The organism is Bacillus sp. JAS24-2 (assembly GCF_008274905.1).
GTDB lineage: Bacteria > Bacillota > Bacilli > Bacillales > Bacillaceae_G > Bacillus_A > Bacillus_A cereus.
Genome location: NZ_CP031068.1, coordinates 442,296 through 458,150, shown reverse-complemented (window position 1 = coordinate 458,150; position 15,855 = coordinate 442,296). Strand labels below are relative to the sequence as shown.

The following is a 15,855-nucleotide window of genomic DNA, read 5'->3' as shown; positions in this document are numbered from 1 at the left end:
AGTCAAAGGAGTATTTCATATGACGATATCACAAAAAATGAAGCCGATTACTCCTTCTTACGATCCATGGGAAGCGTATATGGACCTTGAAGAGTACGGCAAACTACTATTAACAAATGTTGAATTTACAACGACGACGTTATGCAATATGCGCTGTGAGCATTGCGCTGTTGGTTACACGTTACAGCCGAAAGACCCAAATCCGCTTCCGATGGATCTTTTATTAAAACGATTAGATGAGATTCCTCATTTACGTTCTTTAAGTATTACTGGCGGAGAACCTATGCTTTCAAAAAAATCCGTCGACAACTATGTAACACCACTCTTAAAATATGCCCATGAACGAGGCGTTCGCACTCAAATCAACTCTAACTTAACTATAGATTTAGCACGTTACGAACAGATTATTCCTTATTTAGACGTATTGCATATCTCTCATAACTGGGGAACAATTGATGACTTCGTTGAAGGCGGATTTGCAATGATGGAGCGTAAGCCTACTTACGAACAACGTGCAAAATTATTCGAAAGAATGATTACAAATAGTAAGGCTCTATCAGATGCAGGTGTACTTGTATCTGCCGAAACAATGTTAAACAAAAGAACTCTACCACATATTGAACATATTCACCGCCAAATCGTCGAAGAGATGGGCTGTAAACGTCATGAAGTTCATCCAATGTATCCAAGTGACTTCGCGAGTAATCTAGAGATTTTAACAAAAGCTGAAATTCGTGATGCGATTGAGCATTTACTAGAAATTCGCGATGAAAATGTATGGATGTTATTTGGAACTTTACCTTTCTATGCTTGTAGCGATGACGAGCGAGACATTGCCACATTTAAAAAGTTACAAGAGAGCAAAAATGTAACTGTTCGTAACGATCCAGATGGTCGTTCACGCTTAAATGTAAATATTTTTGATGGCAATATTATCGTTACTGATTTTGGTGATGTTCCACTTCTAGGAAACATACAAACAAACACATTACAAGAAGCGTATGAAAAATGGAGCGCTTCAAAAACAGCAAAATCATTAAGCTGTCACTGTCCTGCAGTAAAATGTCTTGGACCAAATGTTCTTGTAAAAAACAGCTACTATCCGACAGAAGATTTCTTATCAAAAACAGCAAACATTACATTATAAAAAAACGTCAGCTTATAAGCTGACGTTTTTTCATGTTATTGCGAGTGGGAAGAAGAAATGAATTTAAAATACAAATGATCATGAATTGGAATAGCAGCTCCAATTCCTTGAGAAGTAATATTTTTCACAACAAGTCTTTTTTGATTTCCCTTTAATACAAGATACACTTCTCCAAATGTTACTTTTCCTTTTTCATTTACTGCTGGTGTATAAGCGTATAAATATCCGAGTTGACTCGGACTAATATTATACACACGCTCATGTCCAGTACCATAACCAATGGTCGTTTTAAACGAAAGGGGTAATTGTACTTTTTCAAGTGCTTTGAGAAGCATCATTTTTTTCACATCTGCAGCATCTTTCATATCTGCTGTTAAATCGCCTTCAACCGTCTTTTGTGTTTCTTGCTTATAGCGAAGTGGATATAAACGGTCTCCTCCGCGATTATCATACACATTTCGATTCACTTGTTTATATTCCCAATTAATCGATGTGTCTACTGATTCATAATGTAAAGCCCATTGACCCAAATAAATTTTTGCCCGATACCCTACTGCAAGCGGCGCATTTGAAATTGTCGTTTCATTAAACATCCGAATTAAGTCTGGATTTTCAATTTTAATATTAGCCGTTTTCAATAGCTCTTGAGCAAATTTACTTGGTTGTAAACGTGGCAAATCTTGCGCATCATTTGGAAATGTATTGTCTTTTGAAATATTTAAAACAGATGAAGGCATTTTTGTTCCTACTGTTGTCTTTGCAAAACTCATGTTAGGAAATAATAAAATAAACGAGACCATAGTTGAAAGACATATGCTGTATACTCGTTTCACCTGTCTGGCTCCTTCCTATGTAGGTATATATACTACTTCGTTTATTGTTTTCTCTGAGCGCAATTGTTATGCCTATTTTTCATAATAAATAAAAACCAATTCCCATAATGACATACGCCGCTAGTAAAGTGCCACCTTCAAACCAGTTTGTATCTCCATCATTGGAAATCGCAATCGTTAAGAAAACGGCTGTAATCATAGACACAAGTTCTGGTATAGTAAATACTAAAGGCATCCTTTGCGCGAAGAACATAGATAGCAATACTAATACAGGAGCAACAAACATGGCGATTTGTAATGTAGAGCCTATTGCAATTTCGACTGCAATATTTACTTTATTTTTATAAGCCATAATAATTGCAGACGCATGTTCCGCTGCATTCCCAACAATCGCAACGATAATAACCCCTATAAATAACTCTGACCAACCAAATGACTTTGCAACAGTTTCAAAAGTATGTACGAGTGCCTCTGACACATAAGCTACTGCCAGTGTTGCTATCGCTAAAATAAGGAGCGCCTTCCCTTTCGACCACTCTGGCTCTTCTTCATGCGCTACTTCGTCACTTTTATGTTGATATACACCACGGTGCGTAACTAACTTAAATAGTAATGCAGCAAGGTACATGATAATCATAATAATAGAAACACCTATACTTAATTGATACGTCTTGCCAGCGTCCATCTTCATTGAAAAGATCTCTGGAATAACAAAGGCCACAACAACAGCAAATATTAATAAAGCTGAATTATGCCTTGCATCATATACATTAAAACTTTGTCTTTTGTATTTAAGACCTCCAACAAAGAAAGATAACCCTCCTACCAATAATAAATTTCCAAGTACAGAACCGGTTAAAGAAGCTAACACCACTTCAATTAACCCTGCTTGAAGTGCAAAAATTGAAATGATAAGTTCAACAGCATTACCGAAAGTAGCATTTAATAATCCGCCTATTCTAGGACCAGAAACAATTGCTAAACTCTCTGTGGCTCTCCCCATAAAACCAGCTAATGCGATAATCGTAATACAATACACAGCGAACATAATTGTTTCTGGCCAATGAAGTGTTTTGCCAAGTACAGATAGTGGTACACCTATAAGTGCTACTATAAGAAATATTTTATTAAACATGCTTTTCATCCTTCCATCGTATGTATTTCTCCTCAATATTATTATTATTCTTCTCCTAACTTGTCCGATTTCATCACGATTACGTTTAAAAAATCGACTTAAAGAAAACAGTATGAAAGATATTTAAATTATCTTGTTTAAACAGACAGAATTATAAATTGTGAAAAGGGGTTAAAATTATGCACTTAAAAGAAAAAATCGCAACTATTATTCAAGGACAACGTACTGGTGTATTATCTACAGTACGTAACGAGAAACCTCATAGCGCCTTTATGATGTTTTTCCATGAAGATTTTGTACTATATGTTGCAACAGATCGAAAATCAAAAAAGATAACAGATATCGAAAAAAATCCAAATGTACATGTACTACTTGGACGTGAAGGAAAAAAATTAGATGAAGATTATATTGAAGTTGAAGGGTTAGCTTCAATCGAGGAAGACTCAACATTAAAAAATAAGTTTTGGAATAATAGCTTAAAACGTTGGTTACTCGGTCCTGAAGATCCTAATTACGTATTGATAAAAATCAATCCCGACACAATTTATTACATTGATGGTGCCGGTACGACGGAGCCTGAGTTTTTACGACTATAAAATAAAACAAGCCCCCCCTTAGGTGGGCTTGTTTTGTCGAAAAGTTCTTTTTGAAAAAACAATAAAATAGGTGGAACTTTCTAAAGATTCTGTTATATAATAGCAGTAACTTAAATAAACTGTATTAAAACAGATTGAGAGGAGAAATAAAATTGATGAAGAGAGAAGAACGCAAAAATATGATTGAGTTTATTGAAAAGAAAAAAGGGATTGAGCGTGACGAATTACTGTTTATGACAGACGATGAAGTAGAACATATTTATAATGTAACGTACTTTTTATATGAGGAAATTGCAGAGTAGTATAATAATCCCCACCTTATTAAAAATATAAGGTGGGGATTATTTCGTTATTTAGCCCACTATTTGTAGGCAGTAAAACTCCCACCTTAAAATTCAGGTGGAGCAAGAAGTTAAGTTGAAGTCGCACTTCCTATAAAGCTCAATTGCTTCAACTTTATACATGAGAATCATTTTCATGTATAATACTGTAAGATTGGAGGAATTTTACTATGAGTTCGTGGCTCTTATTTGCACTATTATCAGCAATTGCTGCTGCCCTTGTATCTATTTTTGGAAAGTTTGGTTTAGACGGAATCGATGCAAACGTTGCAACAACAATTCGATCTATTATTATGGCATTATTTATGATAGGCGTTATTATCATACAAGGTAAATTTCAAAATATCGGCGACGTACTGCTAAATAAAAAAGCACTGCTATTTATCACATTAAGTGGGGTTGCAGGTGCTTCGTCATGGCTATTTTATTTTCTTGCCCTCAAAACAGGAAAGGTTTCACAAGTAGCTCCTGTCGATAAATTAAGCGTCGTATTTTCTATCATTCTCGCTATGATTATCCTCGGTGAAAAGTTAAACTTTATGACCGGTGTTGGTGTAGTCTTTATTACAGCTGGTGTATTATTTATTGCTTTCAGCTAAAAAAACCGCTATTAGCGGTTTTTCTTTTTCTTTATGTACAACCATACAACACATGTAACAACTGCTGAAATTAATAAAATCCATATTCCATAATGATGTAAACTATACTCAACGAAGCGCCACTTCTCGCCTAACTTCCAGCCAAGCCCAATAAAAACACTTATCCAAATGAGCGCACCACCATAAGCGTACAAACAAAAACGCCAAAATGTCAAATTTGATACTCCAGCAAAATATGCCGTTAAATGACGTACTCCCGGTATAAAATAACCAATCATTAAAAGAAATGGCCCATATTTTTCAAATAAAATATGTGTTTTTTCAATGTGATGTTCTTTAATTCTAATTTTCGGTCCATATTTCTTTAAAACAGGGAGCCCAAGTTTTAAACCTAATATGTAGCTTAACGTGATCCCTAACATCGCACCAGCCATCCCACTTAAAAAAGCAGCAGTTCCTGACATAACTCCTTTTGAAACATTATAACCAACAAAGGTCAATAAAAACTCGTCTGGTATCGGTAATCCGACAATACCACCAGCCAAAGCTATAACAATTCCAAAATAGCCATAATGCGCGATTAACTCGCCAATATGTTGTTCCATTCGGAAGACACATCCTATGCACGATCGTTATTCCACATTGTACCCTTTCTATCTTTAAGGCAAACATGGTATACATATTCACTATACATTGTTTTTATAATGAACTCTACTTCTATTCTTTCCTTTAACAGAGATAAAGTGAAACTTTAATCAGTGGGAGTTTTGTTCATCCTCTACTAATTATTAACCTATGCCAATCTTGCTTCTACAGACATCCCGACTCCCACATAACTTACTTACATTCAACAATTTTGAGATTAGATTCTTACTGCCCGCAAATAACCCGATAAAAAATAAAAATTCATATGCGTGTTTTTTTGTTACAATAAAGGAAAGTTACTTTTCGCAACGGTTTAACTCTCAAGAAAAATGATATATCTAGCAAAAACATAGTTTGGTCTATATAATGCAACTTCTACCTATTAAAAGAACATACACCCTTTTACATACGACATCATTTTTCTAAATTATACAGGGGGGAACGAACATGACCATTGAAAATCAATTTATTCAAAAAGTTTACTATAAAACATTTTTAACAGAAGAAACTTCTACTCCTGCATCCGAAGTACTCGGTGAAGCATATATAAATGAATCTAAAAATGAATTCTCCAACATTTCTAATATTCGATTTGCTCAAGGTGAATTTTATTATCAAAATAAAGATTTTGAAGCAGCTATATTTAAATGGGAAAAAGTAAATAATGCTCTTGCACTTTGGGCGACAAAAAATATTGCAGATGCTTATTTTGAACTAGGATTCTTACCAAAGGCAGAAGAAATTTATCAATCTATTCAAACGGAAGATACAACTCTTACGATGGAGGTTTCCTTACAACTTCTTTCTCTTTATATCGAACAAGATCGTTTAGGACTCGCTTTTAAGACGATTAGTGAAGCTGTTGCATTCCAACCGGATTATCCAAATATTACTGCAATTGCACGTTCTTTCTATGAAAAACAAGAAGATTGGAACAACGCTATCGAACTAGCTGTTCAAGAAGGTATTCGAACACAATCTTTACACTGGTTTGATACGTTAATAAATTACATAAACAAAGGATTTACAAAAAATATTAAGCCTGAATATTTCTATGAGTCTTTAAAAGCTCTATATGCTGTTGATCAAGCTCAATTTAAAGAGCTTGTTATTGCTCTTTGGAATAGCTATCAACATGAATCCTTATACCTTCCTTGGATTCAAAGTATTAATCATTTATTCTTGCATATTGAAACAGACAATAATGACGATTGGAATGAAATTTCTACTCGCTATCAAGAAACATACTTTGCATTAATTACCGGAAATCATTTTATGCATGAATTAAACGGACTTGTACCAAATTTATTAACAAATTGGTTTAGTTTAACGAAAGCAAAAGATTCTCTAGTTGTCTCTGCAGCAGTGTTAGCATGGAATGAAGTCTCACCTACAACTTTAGAATCATTACTCGTAAAAAGTGCTGGATCCTTACTTTCTAATACATCAGCTGAAGCAGATGTAAATATGGAAACAGTTTCTCATTTATTCGAAACAATCGCTGTATGGGCTGAGAAAAATGATGTAGATTTAAGTCATCAATTTACGCTACTAGTCCATGAACTATGTGATTTAAATGTCACACCACTACTAATAGCTGGAACTAGTGACCATGATAAAACATCATTTGTTAATTCAATATTGGGAGAGAACATCTTAACTGAAACTTTAACAACTCCTATTCTATTTAAAGACGCTAGTCAAACTGAAATAACAGAATTTACCGAGTTAGATATACGAAATATCCCTAACCTTGATGAATTCCATCAAATAACGGCTACATCTGCTCAGTCAGAACTTGAGAAAAAATGTATAGAAATTAAGCTACCAAGTAGGTTTTTAAGAAAAAATAAGTTTACATTTCTTCTTACACCATCCATTCAAGAGCAATTGGATAAAAACAATGCATACTTTGAATACTTACAAGCAGCAGATAGTCTTGTTTACGTATTAAATTCTTCTTCACCATTGCATAGTAAAGAAATTGATACATTAATTTATTTACGTGAACAAGTACCAAACTTACAAATTCACTTCGTATTACACACAAATAATACGACTACTAATGAAAAACTAATTAGTAAACTTAAATTACATTTTCCAGATGCACAATTCTTCCCATACTCTCCTTCGCAAGAGAGTAGCCAGCAACTTGGAGATGTAACAGAATCTATTCTCTCTAATCTTGCAAAGCGCGATATAGAAAAAGAACGTATAGAAAAGCTAATATGGTTTACACAAAAGACAATTGCTTATCTCATAAATGAACGTGTGGAATTAGAAAATACATTAGTAAAATCCGTACGCTGGAATAAACACATCTCAGTGAAACTTACTGGATTTATTAATAACCTTACTGCTCTTGAAAAAGATAAAATTCGCTCTATTACCGAATCCTATCTTTTAACGAAAGAAGAAATTACACGAGATATACATTCTCAAATTCCTGAATTATTACAGAGTTGCTCTGATCTTGTTCAAGAAGATAGTGATTTCAAACTAGTTCATGAAGAATTAAATGCTGCAATGAATGAACGTGTTCAAAAGCATGTACAACAGGTACTTCTTCCTAAATTTACTGGGTCTATTCAAGAATGGATTGAAACAGCACATAATGAATTTATTCAAGCTCAAGCTTATTTAGATGAAATGAGTGAAACGTTTAATAAATTATATAAAGAAGAACGTATGAAACTTCCTTGCGATTTCAAATTATTAGATGATTGGAATCGAGATGTTGCACGAATGACAAATCGAATTACAGTAACGAACATCAATATTTTATTACGCTTTACACCGACACAGTTTTTCTTAAAAAGTGCCGGAAAATTATTTGGTAATATGCAAAAAAACCAATCTATGCTCGCCAACAAATATAAACAATATATTGAAACAGAAGACTATACAGAAATTGCTCACACAATTTCCAAACAATTCTTCCTTCAATTTGAAGTATTTGAAGGTGCATTAGAACGTGATATCATGATGTTCTTCAAAGATCCACTTAATATATTGAAACAAAATGTAGATGCAGCTCAACTTGAGATACAGGAAGACGAGCAAACATTAGCGACGCTAAGAAGCAATCCAGAAACATATCATGATCCTTTGGCGTTATTTAAACTACAATTACTACAACATAAATTTGCTTTAAGTACTACAAAGAAACATGAAGATATCTTTGTATCAAACGAATCTCCTACTGTTTAACAAAAAAACCAAGCAAACTAAAATTTGCTTGGTTTTTTTACTTTATTATTTTCATATGTTCAAACGGATAATAAATGCCTGCTAACTTTCCTAACACATCTTCTCTATCAATAAAACCTAAACCATTTCTACTATCTTTACTTATTAAGCGATTATCTCCCATAACAAAAATCTTATTTTTAGGAACTGTAATCGGTCCAAAGTCCTCTGTTAAATTCATAAGTTTTTTTTCTGCTTGTTTTTTATTACTATCCAAATACTCTTCATCTTTCACTTCAGAATTTACATATAATTGATCATTTCTCATCTCAATTATATCTCCAGGCAATCCAATCACTCTTTTGACATAAAAATTATCTGTTTTCACAACAATAATATCTTCTCTCCCATAGCTTTCAAATTGTTTTGCTAACTTATTAACAATCACCTTATCTCCATCTTGCAACGTTGGCCTCATAGATGCTCCTTTTACAGTCGTCGGAAAAAACACAAAAAATTTCGCCAAAAACACCAATAAACATGCAATTGCAATAGTTCCAAAGAATTCACGCCAACGTTTTTTCTTTTGCATCATTTCACCAACTCATCATCTTTTTACTTTTATTATAAATAATACGACCGATGATTTTCTACAAAATTCTGAATTATAAAATTACAATATTAGAATTTTAAAATAAAAATACTGATCAAATTAACAAGCAAAAAAGATACTCTCAAAATAGTCTATCCACTATTTTGAGAGTATCTTTTTATAATCCCACATATATAATACACATTTGAGCAGCTACATATGTAAACCAAATCCAAAGTGGCTCATACTTCAATTTACGCCCTCCGATATCTGTCACGCCAATAATGAAATCAGAAATTACAAACAGTAAGCCACCAAACGCTGGTATCCACCATATCCCTGTATTTTCATAATATAAGGCGAATGCAAAGCAAGCCATTCCTCCAACCCACAATCCGTAAATTAGAGCTCCTATCGTAAACAACTTATCCTGTTTATCATTTCGGATAAAGAAGAACCATCCTACAATTAGAAAGAGCCCATATACGAGTAAGCCAATCCAAAAACCATTCCATGAAATTCCTGTTTGCAAAAATGCTTTTACATAAAAACAATGAGCAACAGCGAAAGTAACCATCCCTCCAATTAATCGATGACCAATTGGAATCAGCCCAGCCATAAACAAATCTCCCACAGTTGATAAAGTCATACCAAGTGCAACCCACGTACTATACTCTACAGATGGATCTTGTAACCATATGCAAATTGCACTACCTGTTAAAGAAAAACTAAGAATAAGACGAATTGCTAAAGGTAACGGCATATTATCTTTCGTTCTTTTTGTCTGCCCCATTGCATAAATTGCACCAATAAAAAAAAGAAATATTTGCCCAATTAACACCACGTAAAGTAGATTCATAATATTTTCTCCTCAATAAATGCTTTTTGTATCTTTTTTCGTTACACTTAGTCTATTATCCTTTTTCTATAAAAAAAGAAGAACAGTACTGTTCTTCCATTGTAATCGCTTTTCTGCTCTCTATGCTACTTGTTTTTCTTGCTCCATTTTTTGCTTAGCTGGTGTCCTATTTACCACAATGATTCCCGCGGCTACACATGCTAAACCGAGTAGCACAAATGAATGAATTGCTTCACCTAAAATCATGCTCGATAATAACACACCAAATACGGGTATAAAGAACATATACATAGATACTTTTCCAACCTTGTTATACTTCATAATTGTATTCCAAATGCAAAAACCAGCTGCAGATAAGAAAGATAAATAAATTAGCATAAGTAGTGCATGTAGACTAAATGTAAATGGCATGACTCCAACTTGTAAAGCCCCTATACATAATAATCCTGTAGAACCAAAAATCATTTGGTATGCTGTCATATAACCAATATCTAATGTTTTACTACCTTCTTTTGCTAATATGTTTCCATATGAATACAGCATTGCTGCACTAAGAAGTAATAAGCTTCCGATCCCAAAATGAAATGATAAGCTACCATCACTCGGCACATTTACTAAAATGACGCCACAAAAACCAATAGATACCCCAATTAATTTTCGCATATTGAGAGCATCATCTTTATATAAAAAATGGGCGAGTAAAATTTGAAAGAATGATGATGTTCCTGAAATGATAGCTCCTTCAATTCCTGAACTATAACTCATTCCAATGTAAAAACAGATATATTGAAGAAACGTTTGGAATAAACCAATTTGTATTAACTGTTTCCCTGTTCCTTTTTTGAAGCTCATATCTTTTCCTAACACTTTAAAGAATAATAAGAGCATGACTCCAGATAAAAAGAAACGATAACCGGCAAATAATATTTGCTCTCCAACTTCTTGTGGTTGAATTCCAAGTTCAACATAACTTAATTTAATAAAAGGAAATGCGCTTCCCCATAAAAAAGTTGCTACTATTGCAGCAATAAATACGCCAATCGGATGGGTAAAAATTTTCTCTGTCTTCACTTGTTGTCTTCCTTTCCGATCTTTTTATGAACAATATTCATATATACCAGAGGAGTTGCGAAAACACAAGTTTTCCGTTTATACTTGAAACAAAACCGTACCATCTCATAAAAACATATGATATACTATAGAATAATTACAACATAAGAACTATTAAAAACAGATTCAACAGAAATGCTGCTATCCATTATGGATGGCAGCTTTCGTCGTTTTATAGGGGTTTCGATTTTGATTATTTTTCTCAATAAGAACGCGGAAGGAGCGGGTAGTAATGAACTCAGAAGTAAAAACGTTACAGTCAAAAGAAACAATTTCTCATCCCTCTTTATGGGACACATTAAAAAAACATTATGAACTTGTATTTGCAGTAGCATCTGGTATTTTTATTTTAGTTGGCTGGTTATTCACAAAGAACGATGTAATGAATGTAGGTATTACTTGCTATATCCTTGCTTATATAGTTGGTGGATATGCAAAAGCGAAAGAAGGCATTGAAGATACGATTGAAGAAAAAGAGCTAAATGTTGAAATGCTAATGCTCTTTGCAGCTATTGGTGCTGCAATTATTGGCTACTGGGCAGAAGGGGCTATCTTAATCTTTATCTTTGCGCTCAGCGGTGCTATGGAATCTTATACATTAAGTAAGAGCCAAAAAGAAATTTCCGCTCTTCTTGACTTACAACCCGAAGAAGCATTACGCATTTCCAACGGAACGGAGGAACGTGTTCCTGTTGGAGAGTTACAAATTAACGACATTATTTTAATTAAACCAGGTGAACGTGTTCCCGCTGACGGTACGATTCATAACGGTGAAACAAATATTGATGAAGCAGCAATCACGGGAGAACCTATTCCAAATGAGAAAAGACATGGCGATGAAGTATTTGCAGGTACTGTAAATTTACGTGGTGCTATCGAAGTTAAAATTACGAAGCCAAGCGATCAAACATTATTCCAAAAAATTATCCGTCTCGTCCAAAGTGCACAAAGTGAAAAATCACCATCACAACTATTCATCGAAAAGTTTGAAGGAACATACGTAAAAGGTGTACTACTCGTTGTTGCGCTTATGATGTTCGTTCCTCATTTCTTACTTGACTGGAGCTGGAATGAAACGTTTTATCGCGCTATGATCTTACTTGTAGTCGCATCTCCTTGTGCACTCGTTGCTGCCATTACACCAGCAACGTTATCTGCAATTTCTAACGGAGCAAGAAATGGAATTCTCTTTAAAGGTGGCATACATTTAGAACGCCTCGCTTCAGTAAAAGCAATCGCCTTTGATAAAACAGGAACATTAACAGAAGGAAAACCTACCGTAACAGATGTATATGTTCGAGAAAATATGACAGAAAAAGAAGTACTTTCTATTACAGCATCCATTGAAAGTCACTCTACACATCCTTTGGCTGCATCTATTGTTAAATATGCACAACATGCGTACGACATTACATTAAAAAAACCTGAAAAGGTTGAAGATGTAACTGGTTTTGGGCTAAAAGGAATATTCGAAAACAACGCTTATAAAATAGGTAAAGCTGATTTTATCGGTGAAGAAACAAAAACATTTCATAATGGTATTTCTGCCTCACTTGAAAAGGAAGGTAAAACTGTCGTTTATATTAGTGATGAGGGAGGCATTCTTGGACTTATCGCTTTAAAAGATACGCTTCGCCAAGAAACAATAGCTGCTATTCGTGAATTACAAAGCATTGGTGTCGAAGCAATTATGATTACTGGAGATAATGAAGAAACGGCAAAAGCAATTGCCTCTGAAAGTAATATAAAGGAATATTACGCATCATGTTTACCAGAAACAAAAGTTGAAACGATTAAAAAGTTAAAAGAAAAATACGGTACAGTAGCAATGGTCGGAGACGGTATAAATGATGCACCTGCACTAGCTACTGCTAGCATTGGTGTCGCAATGGGAGAAGGAACAGATGTAGCTTTAGAAACTGCGGATGTTGTACTGATGAAGAACGAACTATCTCGTCTTTCCCAAGCAATTCGTTTATCAAAACGAATGAACCGTATTGTGAAGCAAAACGTAATCTTTTCGCTAGCCGTTATTGCCATGCTAATTTGTTCAAACTTCTTGCAATTTTTAGCTCTTCCATTCGGTGTTATTGGCCATGAAGGAAGTACGATTCTTGTCATTTTGAATGGCTTACGATTATTAAAAGGCAGCAAATAAAACGGGTCCCTCATAGAGGACCCGTTTTTTTTAATGATAGCTATTATGACCGTTCGCACTGCTACTCGTTTTATGCTTTGGATGCGAACTGCTCTTTTGTTTATTATTACTTTTATTATTATGGTTCTTTTTATTATTACTCATGAAATATCCCCCCTGTTCCTTTTTATTATGGAACAAGAGCTCATTATTCATTACGGGAATTATTGTCACCGGTTCTATAATGGTGGAGTAAACCATTAATTTCACCGCCAAGTAAAATTACCCATCCAGTTAAGTAAAACCATAACATTAAAATAATGATACCACCGAGACCACCATATGTATTGGCGTAATTCGCAAACTTATCTACATAATAAGCAAATGAGTACGATACCACAATCCATCCTACAGTAGCAAATAACGCCCCTGAAATAACTTCTCTTCTTTTTAACTTTCGATCTGGGGCAAATGTATATAAGAAACTAAACAAAGCAAATAGCACGAAGAAACTCGCTACTAATCGTGTAATGCTCCACACGAAAGAAAAACTATCTGATAAACCGAGTGCTTTAAACACTGCTGCTCCAATAACTTGTCCGAATACCGGAACAATTAACGCAAAGACAATCATAAAAATAATAGCTAATGTAAACACAATTGATAACGCTCTTGTTGTAATAAAAGAACGTGTTTCCTTCACGTCATAAGCGCGGTTAAAAGCATTCATAACCGCATTAACACCATTTGAGGCAAACCATAACATGGATAATAAACCAAATGATAATAAACCACCATTTTGCTGGTTTACAACTTTATCTACATTTACCTCAATTAAGTTCATTGCATCATCTGGTACATAAACCTCTAATAAACTAAGCACATCCTCTGTTTGAATGGGAATAAATCCAAGAAGCGTAATTAAGAAAACGAGCCCAGGAAAAATTGCAAGCAAGAAGAAATAAGCGAGCTGTGCTGCCAAGCCCGCTACATCATCGCGCATCGTCCGGTCATATAAATCTTTACCAAACGAATAAGTACGATTTCTTCTCACCTTTTCTAAAATTTTTCTCATATATGTTTAAACGCTTTTCTTCTCTTCTTTATCTTGCTTTAACTCAATGTACGCTTCAGTTTTTTTTTCCACTGCATTTGAGTCTTTCATAAATAATTCACGCGCTTCTTTCATACCACCATCTTCAGCAACTACTGGCTCTTCTTCTGCTTTCAGCTCATCTACCTTTGGAGATACAGCTTGAATTTCAATCGTTTCTGGCTTTTCTTCTGGCTCAACTTTTTTCTTACTAAAAATTTCTTTCGTTTCTTTTAACGTCTCTACAACAGATGGCGTTAATTTTTTAATTTCTGCTACTTTCGCTTTTACCACATTGAAATCAGCAAGTTCGCGTCCTTTATCTGTAACAGTTTGCACTTTTTCTTTAATCTTTGCATTTTCACCAATTTCAATCATCTTTGTTTTTGCTTTTTCTGCTGTATTTTTTACTTTTTCACGGTTTTCTTTCTTTAACATGGATACAGCTACACCTGCCGCTACACCAATCGCAATGTTTCGAGCAATATTATTTTTCTTTGCCATATTCCTTCACCCTTTCATTTCTTATGTTAGAAAGTATTTCTTTCTAAGCTTCCTCATATTCCTTGTTCATTTCGAATGAAAGCTAATAGCTTTGCACACCCTTCTGTTACAAGGTCATATACTTCTTGGAAATTCCCTGTATAGTAAGGGTCAGGAACGTCTGTCCAGCCACCGTCTGGAACAAAGTCGGACAGCCTACCAATATAGCCTCCAGTTTTACCTAAACTTTTTAAATCTGCTATATTCTTGTTGTCCATGGCAATAATATAATCAAACTTTGTTAAGTCTTCTTTTTCTACTTGCCTTGCTTTAATTCCTTCAAAAGTGACTGCATTTTCTTTTAAAATTTTTTGTGTTCCTTTATGTGGCGGATGGCCAACATGCCAATCTCCAGTTCCTGCAGAATCAATGACAATTTTCTCTTCAAGTCCCTCTTTTACGACAAGATTTCGAAAAATCGCTTCTGCCATCGGAGAACGGCAAATGTTCCCAAGACAAACAAACAATACTTGAACCATACTTTTGTTTCTTCCCTTCTTGGTGCATTTCTTAATATATACTTATAGTATAAACAACCAATTATTAAATATAAAGGAAATCCCTACTAATTTAATGGGATTGAAAAGATTCATTAACGAAAATGATAAAAAATGTTAAGATAGCCTTATGTTATTTTAAAGGGGGACACTTCGGTGGATTTATCCGTAAAGTCAGAAGAAAACGTTGAATATATGGTCGAAGCTATTAAAGAAAAATTACGTATGGTTAATGCTGGAGCGATGAGAGCTGCTAGTTTTAACGAAGAAATGTACGAAGATTTACGTGACATTTATGATCATGTTATGAAACGTGAAACATTCAGCATTAGTGAAATGCAAGCTATTACAGAAGAATTAGGTACATTAATTAAAAAGTAAAAAAGCCTCTCTTATATGAGGCTCTTTTTTATTTCCAACAAATTCATGACAACTCATCTCTTTCCCTCAACCAACTGTAAAATATTGTACAATAGAAGTAGAACCTCATCTTAGATTTTTTCTCCATACATACTACTCACAAATAATAGCAACACTAC

The 15,855-nt window shown here is 34.3% G+C and carries 16 protein-coding genes; 7 read left to right on the top strand and 9 right to left on the bottom strand.

What is annotated here, in order from left to right; all coding sequences use genetic code 11:
- Window positions 1-19 precede the first annotated feature (19 nt).
- Complete coding sequence (gene yfkAB / locus DN407_RS02430) at window positions 20-1,147, top strand: radical SAM/CxCxxxxC motif protein YfkAB (protein WP_000156023.1); 1,128 nt, start codon at window positions 20-22, stop codon at window positions 1,145-1,147.
- Window positions 1,148-1,182: 35 nt separating this feature from the next.
- Here the strand turns inward: yfkAB and DN407_RS02425 are convergent, their stop codons facing one another.
- Window positions 1,183-1,980, bottom strand: a complete 798-nt coding sequence (locus DN407_RS02425; RefSeq protein WP_002102695.1) for a YfkD famly protein — start codon at window positions 1,978-1,980, stop codon at window positions 1,183-1,185.
- A gap of 79 nt (window positions 1,981-2,059) precedes the next feature.
- Window positions 2,060-3,115: a calcium/proton exchanger gene (gene cax, locus DN407_RS02420; RefSeq protein WP_000482133.1), complete on the bottom strand. Its 1,056-nt coding sequence runs from the start codon at window positions 3,113-3,115 to the stop codon at window positions 2,060-2,062.
- 179 nt (window positions 3,116-3,294) lie between these two features.
- Here cax and DN407_RS02415 point away from each other — a divergent pair, with 179 nt between their 5' ends.
- From DN407_RS02415 to DN407_RS02405, 3 genes are all read left to right on the top strand, one after another.
- Window positions 3,295-3,711 (top strand): pyridoxamine 5'-phosphate oxidase family protein, encoded by a 417-nt coding sequence (locus DN407_RS02415; RefSeq protein WP_000550211.1) that lies wholly within the window; start codon window positions 3,295-3,297, stop codon window positions 3,709-3,711.
- A gap of 155 nt (window positions 3,712-3,866) precedes the next feature.
- Window positions 3,867-4,013 carry a BH0509 family protein gene (locus tag DN407_RS02410; protein ID WP_000817786.1) on the top strand — a complete coding sequence of 49 codons (147 nt, stop codon included), beginning with the start codon at window positions 3,867-3,869 and terminating at the stop codon, window positions 4,011-4,013.
- 209 nt (window positions 4,014-4,222) lie between these two features.
- Complete coding sequence (locus DN407_RS02405) at window positions 4,223-4,651, top strand: EamA family transporter (protein ID WP_000100296.1); 429 nt, start codon at window positions 4,223-4,225, stop codon at window positions 4,649-4,651.
- 11 nt (window positions 4,652-4,662) lie between these two features.
- On the opposite strand, the gene DN407_RS02400 is transcribed toward DN407_RS02405, so the two are convergent.
- Complete coding sequence (locus tag DN407_RS02400) at window positions 4,663-5,256, bottom strand: DedA family protein (RefSeq protein ID WP_000434873.1); 594 nt, start codon at window positions 5,254-5,256, stop codon at window positions 4,663-4,665.
- A 487-nt stretch (window positions 5,257-5,743) separates the two neighbouring features.
- Between DN407_RS02400 and DN407_RS02395 the strand changes: the two genes are divergently transcribed.
- Window positions 5,744-8,506, top strand: coding sequence for a tetratricopeptide repeat protein (locus tag DN407_RS02395; protein ID WP_149215977.1), 2,763 nt, complete (start codon window positions 5,744-5,746; stop codon window positions 8,504-8,506).
- A gap of 37 nt (window positions 8,507-8,543) precedes the next feature.
- Here the strand turns inward: DN407_RS02395 and lepB are convergent, their stop codons facing one another.
- The 3 genes from lepB to DN407_RS02380 all read right to left on the bottom strand — a co-directional run bounded on the left by lepB (window position 8,544) and on the right by DN407_RS02380 (window position 11,007).
- Complete coding sequence (gene lepB, locus DN407_RS02390; RefSeq protein WP_000983302.1) at window positions 8,544-9,080, bottom strand: signal peptidase I; 537 nt, start codon at window positions 9,078-9,080, stop codon at window positions 8,544-8,546.
- 175 nt (window positions 9,081-9,255) lie between these two features.
- A complete protein-coding gene (locus DN407_RS02385; protein WP_001051073.1) occupies window positions 9,256-9,936 on the bottom strand; it encodes a lysoplasmalogenase in 681 nt (226 codons plus the stop codon).
- 120 nt (window positions 9,937-10,056) lie between these two features.
- Entirely contained in the window at window positions 10,057-11,007 is a 951-nt protein-coding gene (locus tag DN407_RS02380; RefSeq protein ID WP_000845729.1) for a DMT family transporter, read from the bottom strand.
- A 271-nt stretch (window positions 11,008-11,278) separates the two neighbouring features.
- On the opposite strand from DN407_RS02380, the gene DN407_RS02375 reads away from it, so the two are divergent.
- Window positions 11,279-13,204 carry a heavy metal translocating P-type ATPase gene (locus DN407_RS02375; RefSeq protein ID WP_001083773.1) on the top strand — a complete coding sequence of 642 codons (1,926 nt, stop codon included), beginning with the start codon at window positions 11,279-11,281 and terminating at the stop codon, window positions 13,202-13,204.
- Window positions 13,205-13,391: 187 nt separating this feature from the next.
- On the opposite strand, the gene DN407_RS02370 is transcribed toward DN407_RS02375, so the two are convergent.
- Genes DN407_RS02370 through DN407_RS02360 form a run of 3 tightly spaced genes read right to left on the bottom strand, consistent with a single transcriptional unit; the run spans window position 13,392 to window position 15,298 of the window.
- The gene (locus DN407_RS02370) at window positions 13,392-14,258 is read right to left on the bottom strand and encodes a YihY/virulence factor BrkB family protein (RefSeq protein ID WP_001226536.1); all 867 of its coding nucleotides are present in this window, start codon (window positions 14,256-14,258) and stop codon (window positions 13,392-13,394) included.
- Window positions 14,259-14,264: 6 nt separating this feature from the next.
- A complete protein-coding gene (locus DN407_RS02365) occupies window positions 14,265-14,780 on the bottom strand; it encodes a DUF4075 domain-containing protein (RefSeq protein ID WP_001085388.1) in 516 nt (171 codons plus the stop codon).
- A 53-nt stretch (window positions 14,781-14,833) separates the two neighbouring features.
- The gene (locus tag DN407_RS02360) at window positions 14,834-15,298 is read right to left on the bottom strand and encodes a low molecular weight protein-tyrosine-phosphatase (protein ID WP_000250916.1); all 465 of its coding nucleotides are present in this window, start codon (window positions 15,296-15,298) and stop codon (window positions 14,834-14,836) included.
- A 174-nt stretch (window positions 15,299-15,472) separates the two neighbouring features.
- Here DN407_RS02360 and DN407_RS02355 point away from each other — a divergent pair, with 174 nt between their 5' ends.
- Window positions 15,473-15,697: a DUF1128 domain-containing protein gene (locus DN407_RS02355; RefSeq protein ID WP_000366196.1), complete on the top strand. Its 225-nt coding sequence runs from the start codon at window positions 15,473-15,475 to the stop codon at window positions 15,695-15,697.
- Window positions 15,698-15,855 lie beyond the last annotated feature (158 nt).

What these genes read in the sequence shown, in the direction of transcription:
- yfkAB (WP_000156023.1), top strand. Translation starts at nt 20, where the DNA reads ATGACGATATCACAAAAAATGAAGCCGATTACTCCTTCTTACGATCCA.
- cax (WP_000482133.1), bottom strand. Translation starts at nt 3,115, where the DNA reads ATGTTTAATAAAATATTTCTTATAGTAGCACTTATAGGTGTACCACTA.
- DN407_RS02400 (WP_000434873.1), bottom strand. Translation starts at nt 5,256, where the DNA reads ATGGAACAACATATTGGCGAGTTAATCGCGCATTATGGCTATTTTGGA.
- DN407_RS02385 (WP_001051073.1), bottom strand. Translation starts at nt 9,936, where the DNA reads ATGAATCTACTTTACGTGGTGTTAATTGGGCAAATATTTCTTTTTTTT.
- DN407_RS02410 (WP_000817786.1), top strand. Translation starts at nt 3,867, where the DNA reads ATGAAGAGAGAAGAACGCAAAAATATGATTGAGTTTATTGAAAAGAAA.
- DN407_RS02415 (WP_000550211.1), top strand. Translation starts at nt 3,295, where the DNA reads ATGCACTTAAAAGAAAAAATCGCAACTATTATTCAAGGACAACGTACT.
- DN407_RS02370 (WP_001226536.1), bottom strand. Translation starts at nt 14,258, where the DNA reads ATGAGAAAAATTTTAGAAAAGGTGAGAAGAAATCGTACTTATTCGTTT.
- DN407_RS02395 (WP_149215977.1), top strand. Translation starts at nt 5,744, where the DNA reads ATGACCATTGAAAATCAATTTATTCAAAAAGTTTACTATAAAACATTT.
- DN407_RS02365 (WP_001085388.1), bottom strand. Translation starts at nt 14,780, where the DNA reads ATGGCAAAGAAAAATAATATTGCTCGAAACATTGCGATTGGTGTAGCG.
- DN407_RS02375 (WP_001083773.1), top strand. Translation starts at nt 11,279, where the DNA reads ATGAACTCAGAAGTAAAAACGTTACAGTCAAAAGAAACAATTTCTCAT.
- DN407_RS02360 (WP_000250916.1), bottom strand. Translation starts at nt 15,298, where the DNA reads ATGGTTCAAGTATTGTTTGTTTGTCTTGGGAACATTTGCCGTTCTCCG.
- DN407_RS02405 (WP_000100296.1), top strand. Translation starts at nt 4,223, where the DNA reads ATGAGTTCGTGGCTCTTATTTGCACTATTATCAGCAATTGCTGCTGCC.
- lepB (WP_000983302.1), bottom strand. Translation starts at nt 9,080, where the DNA reads ATGATGCAAAAGAAAAAACGTTGGCGTGAATTCTTTGGAACTATTGCA.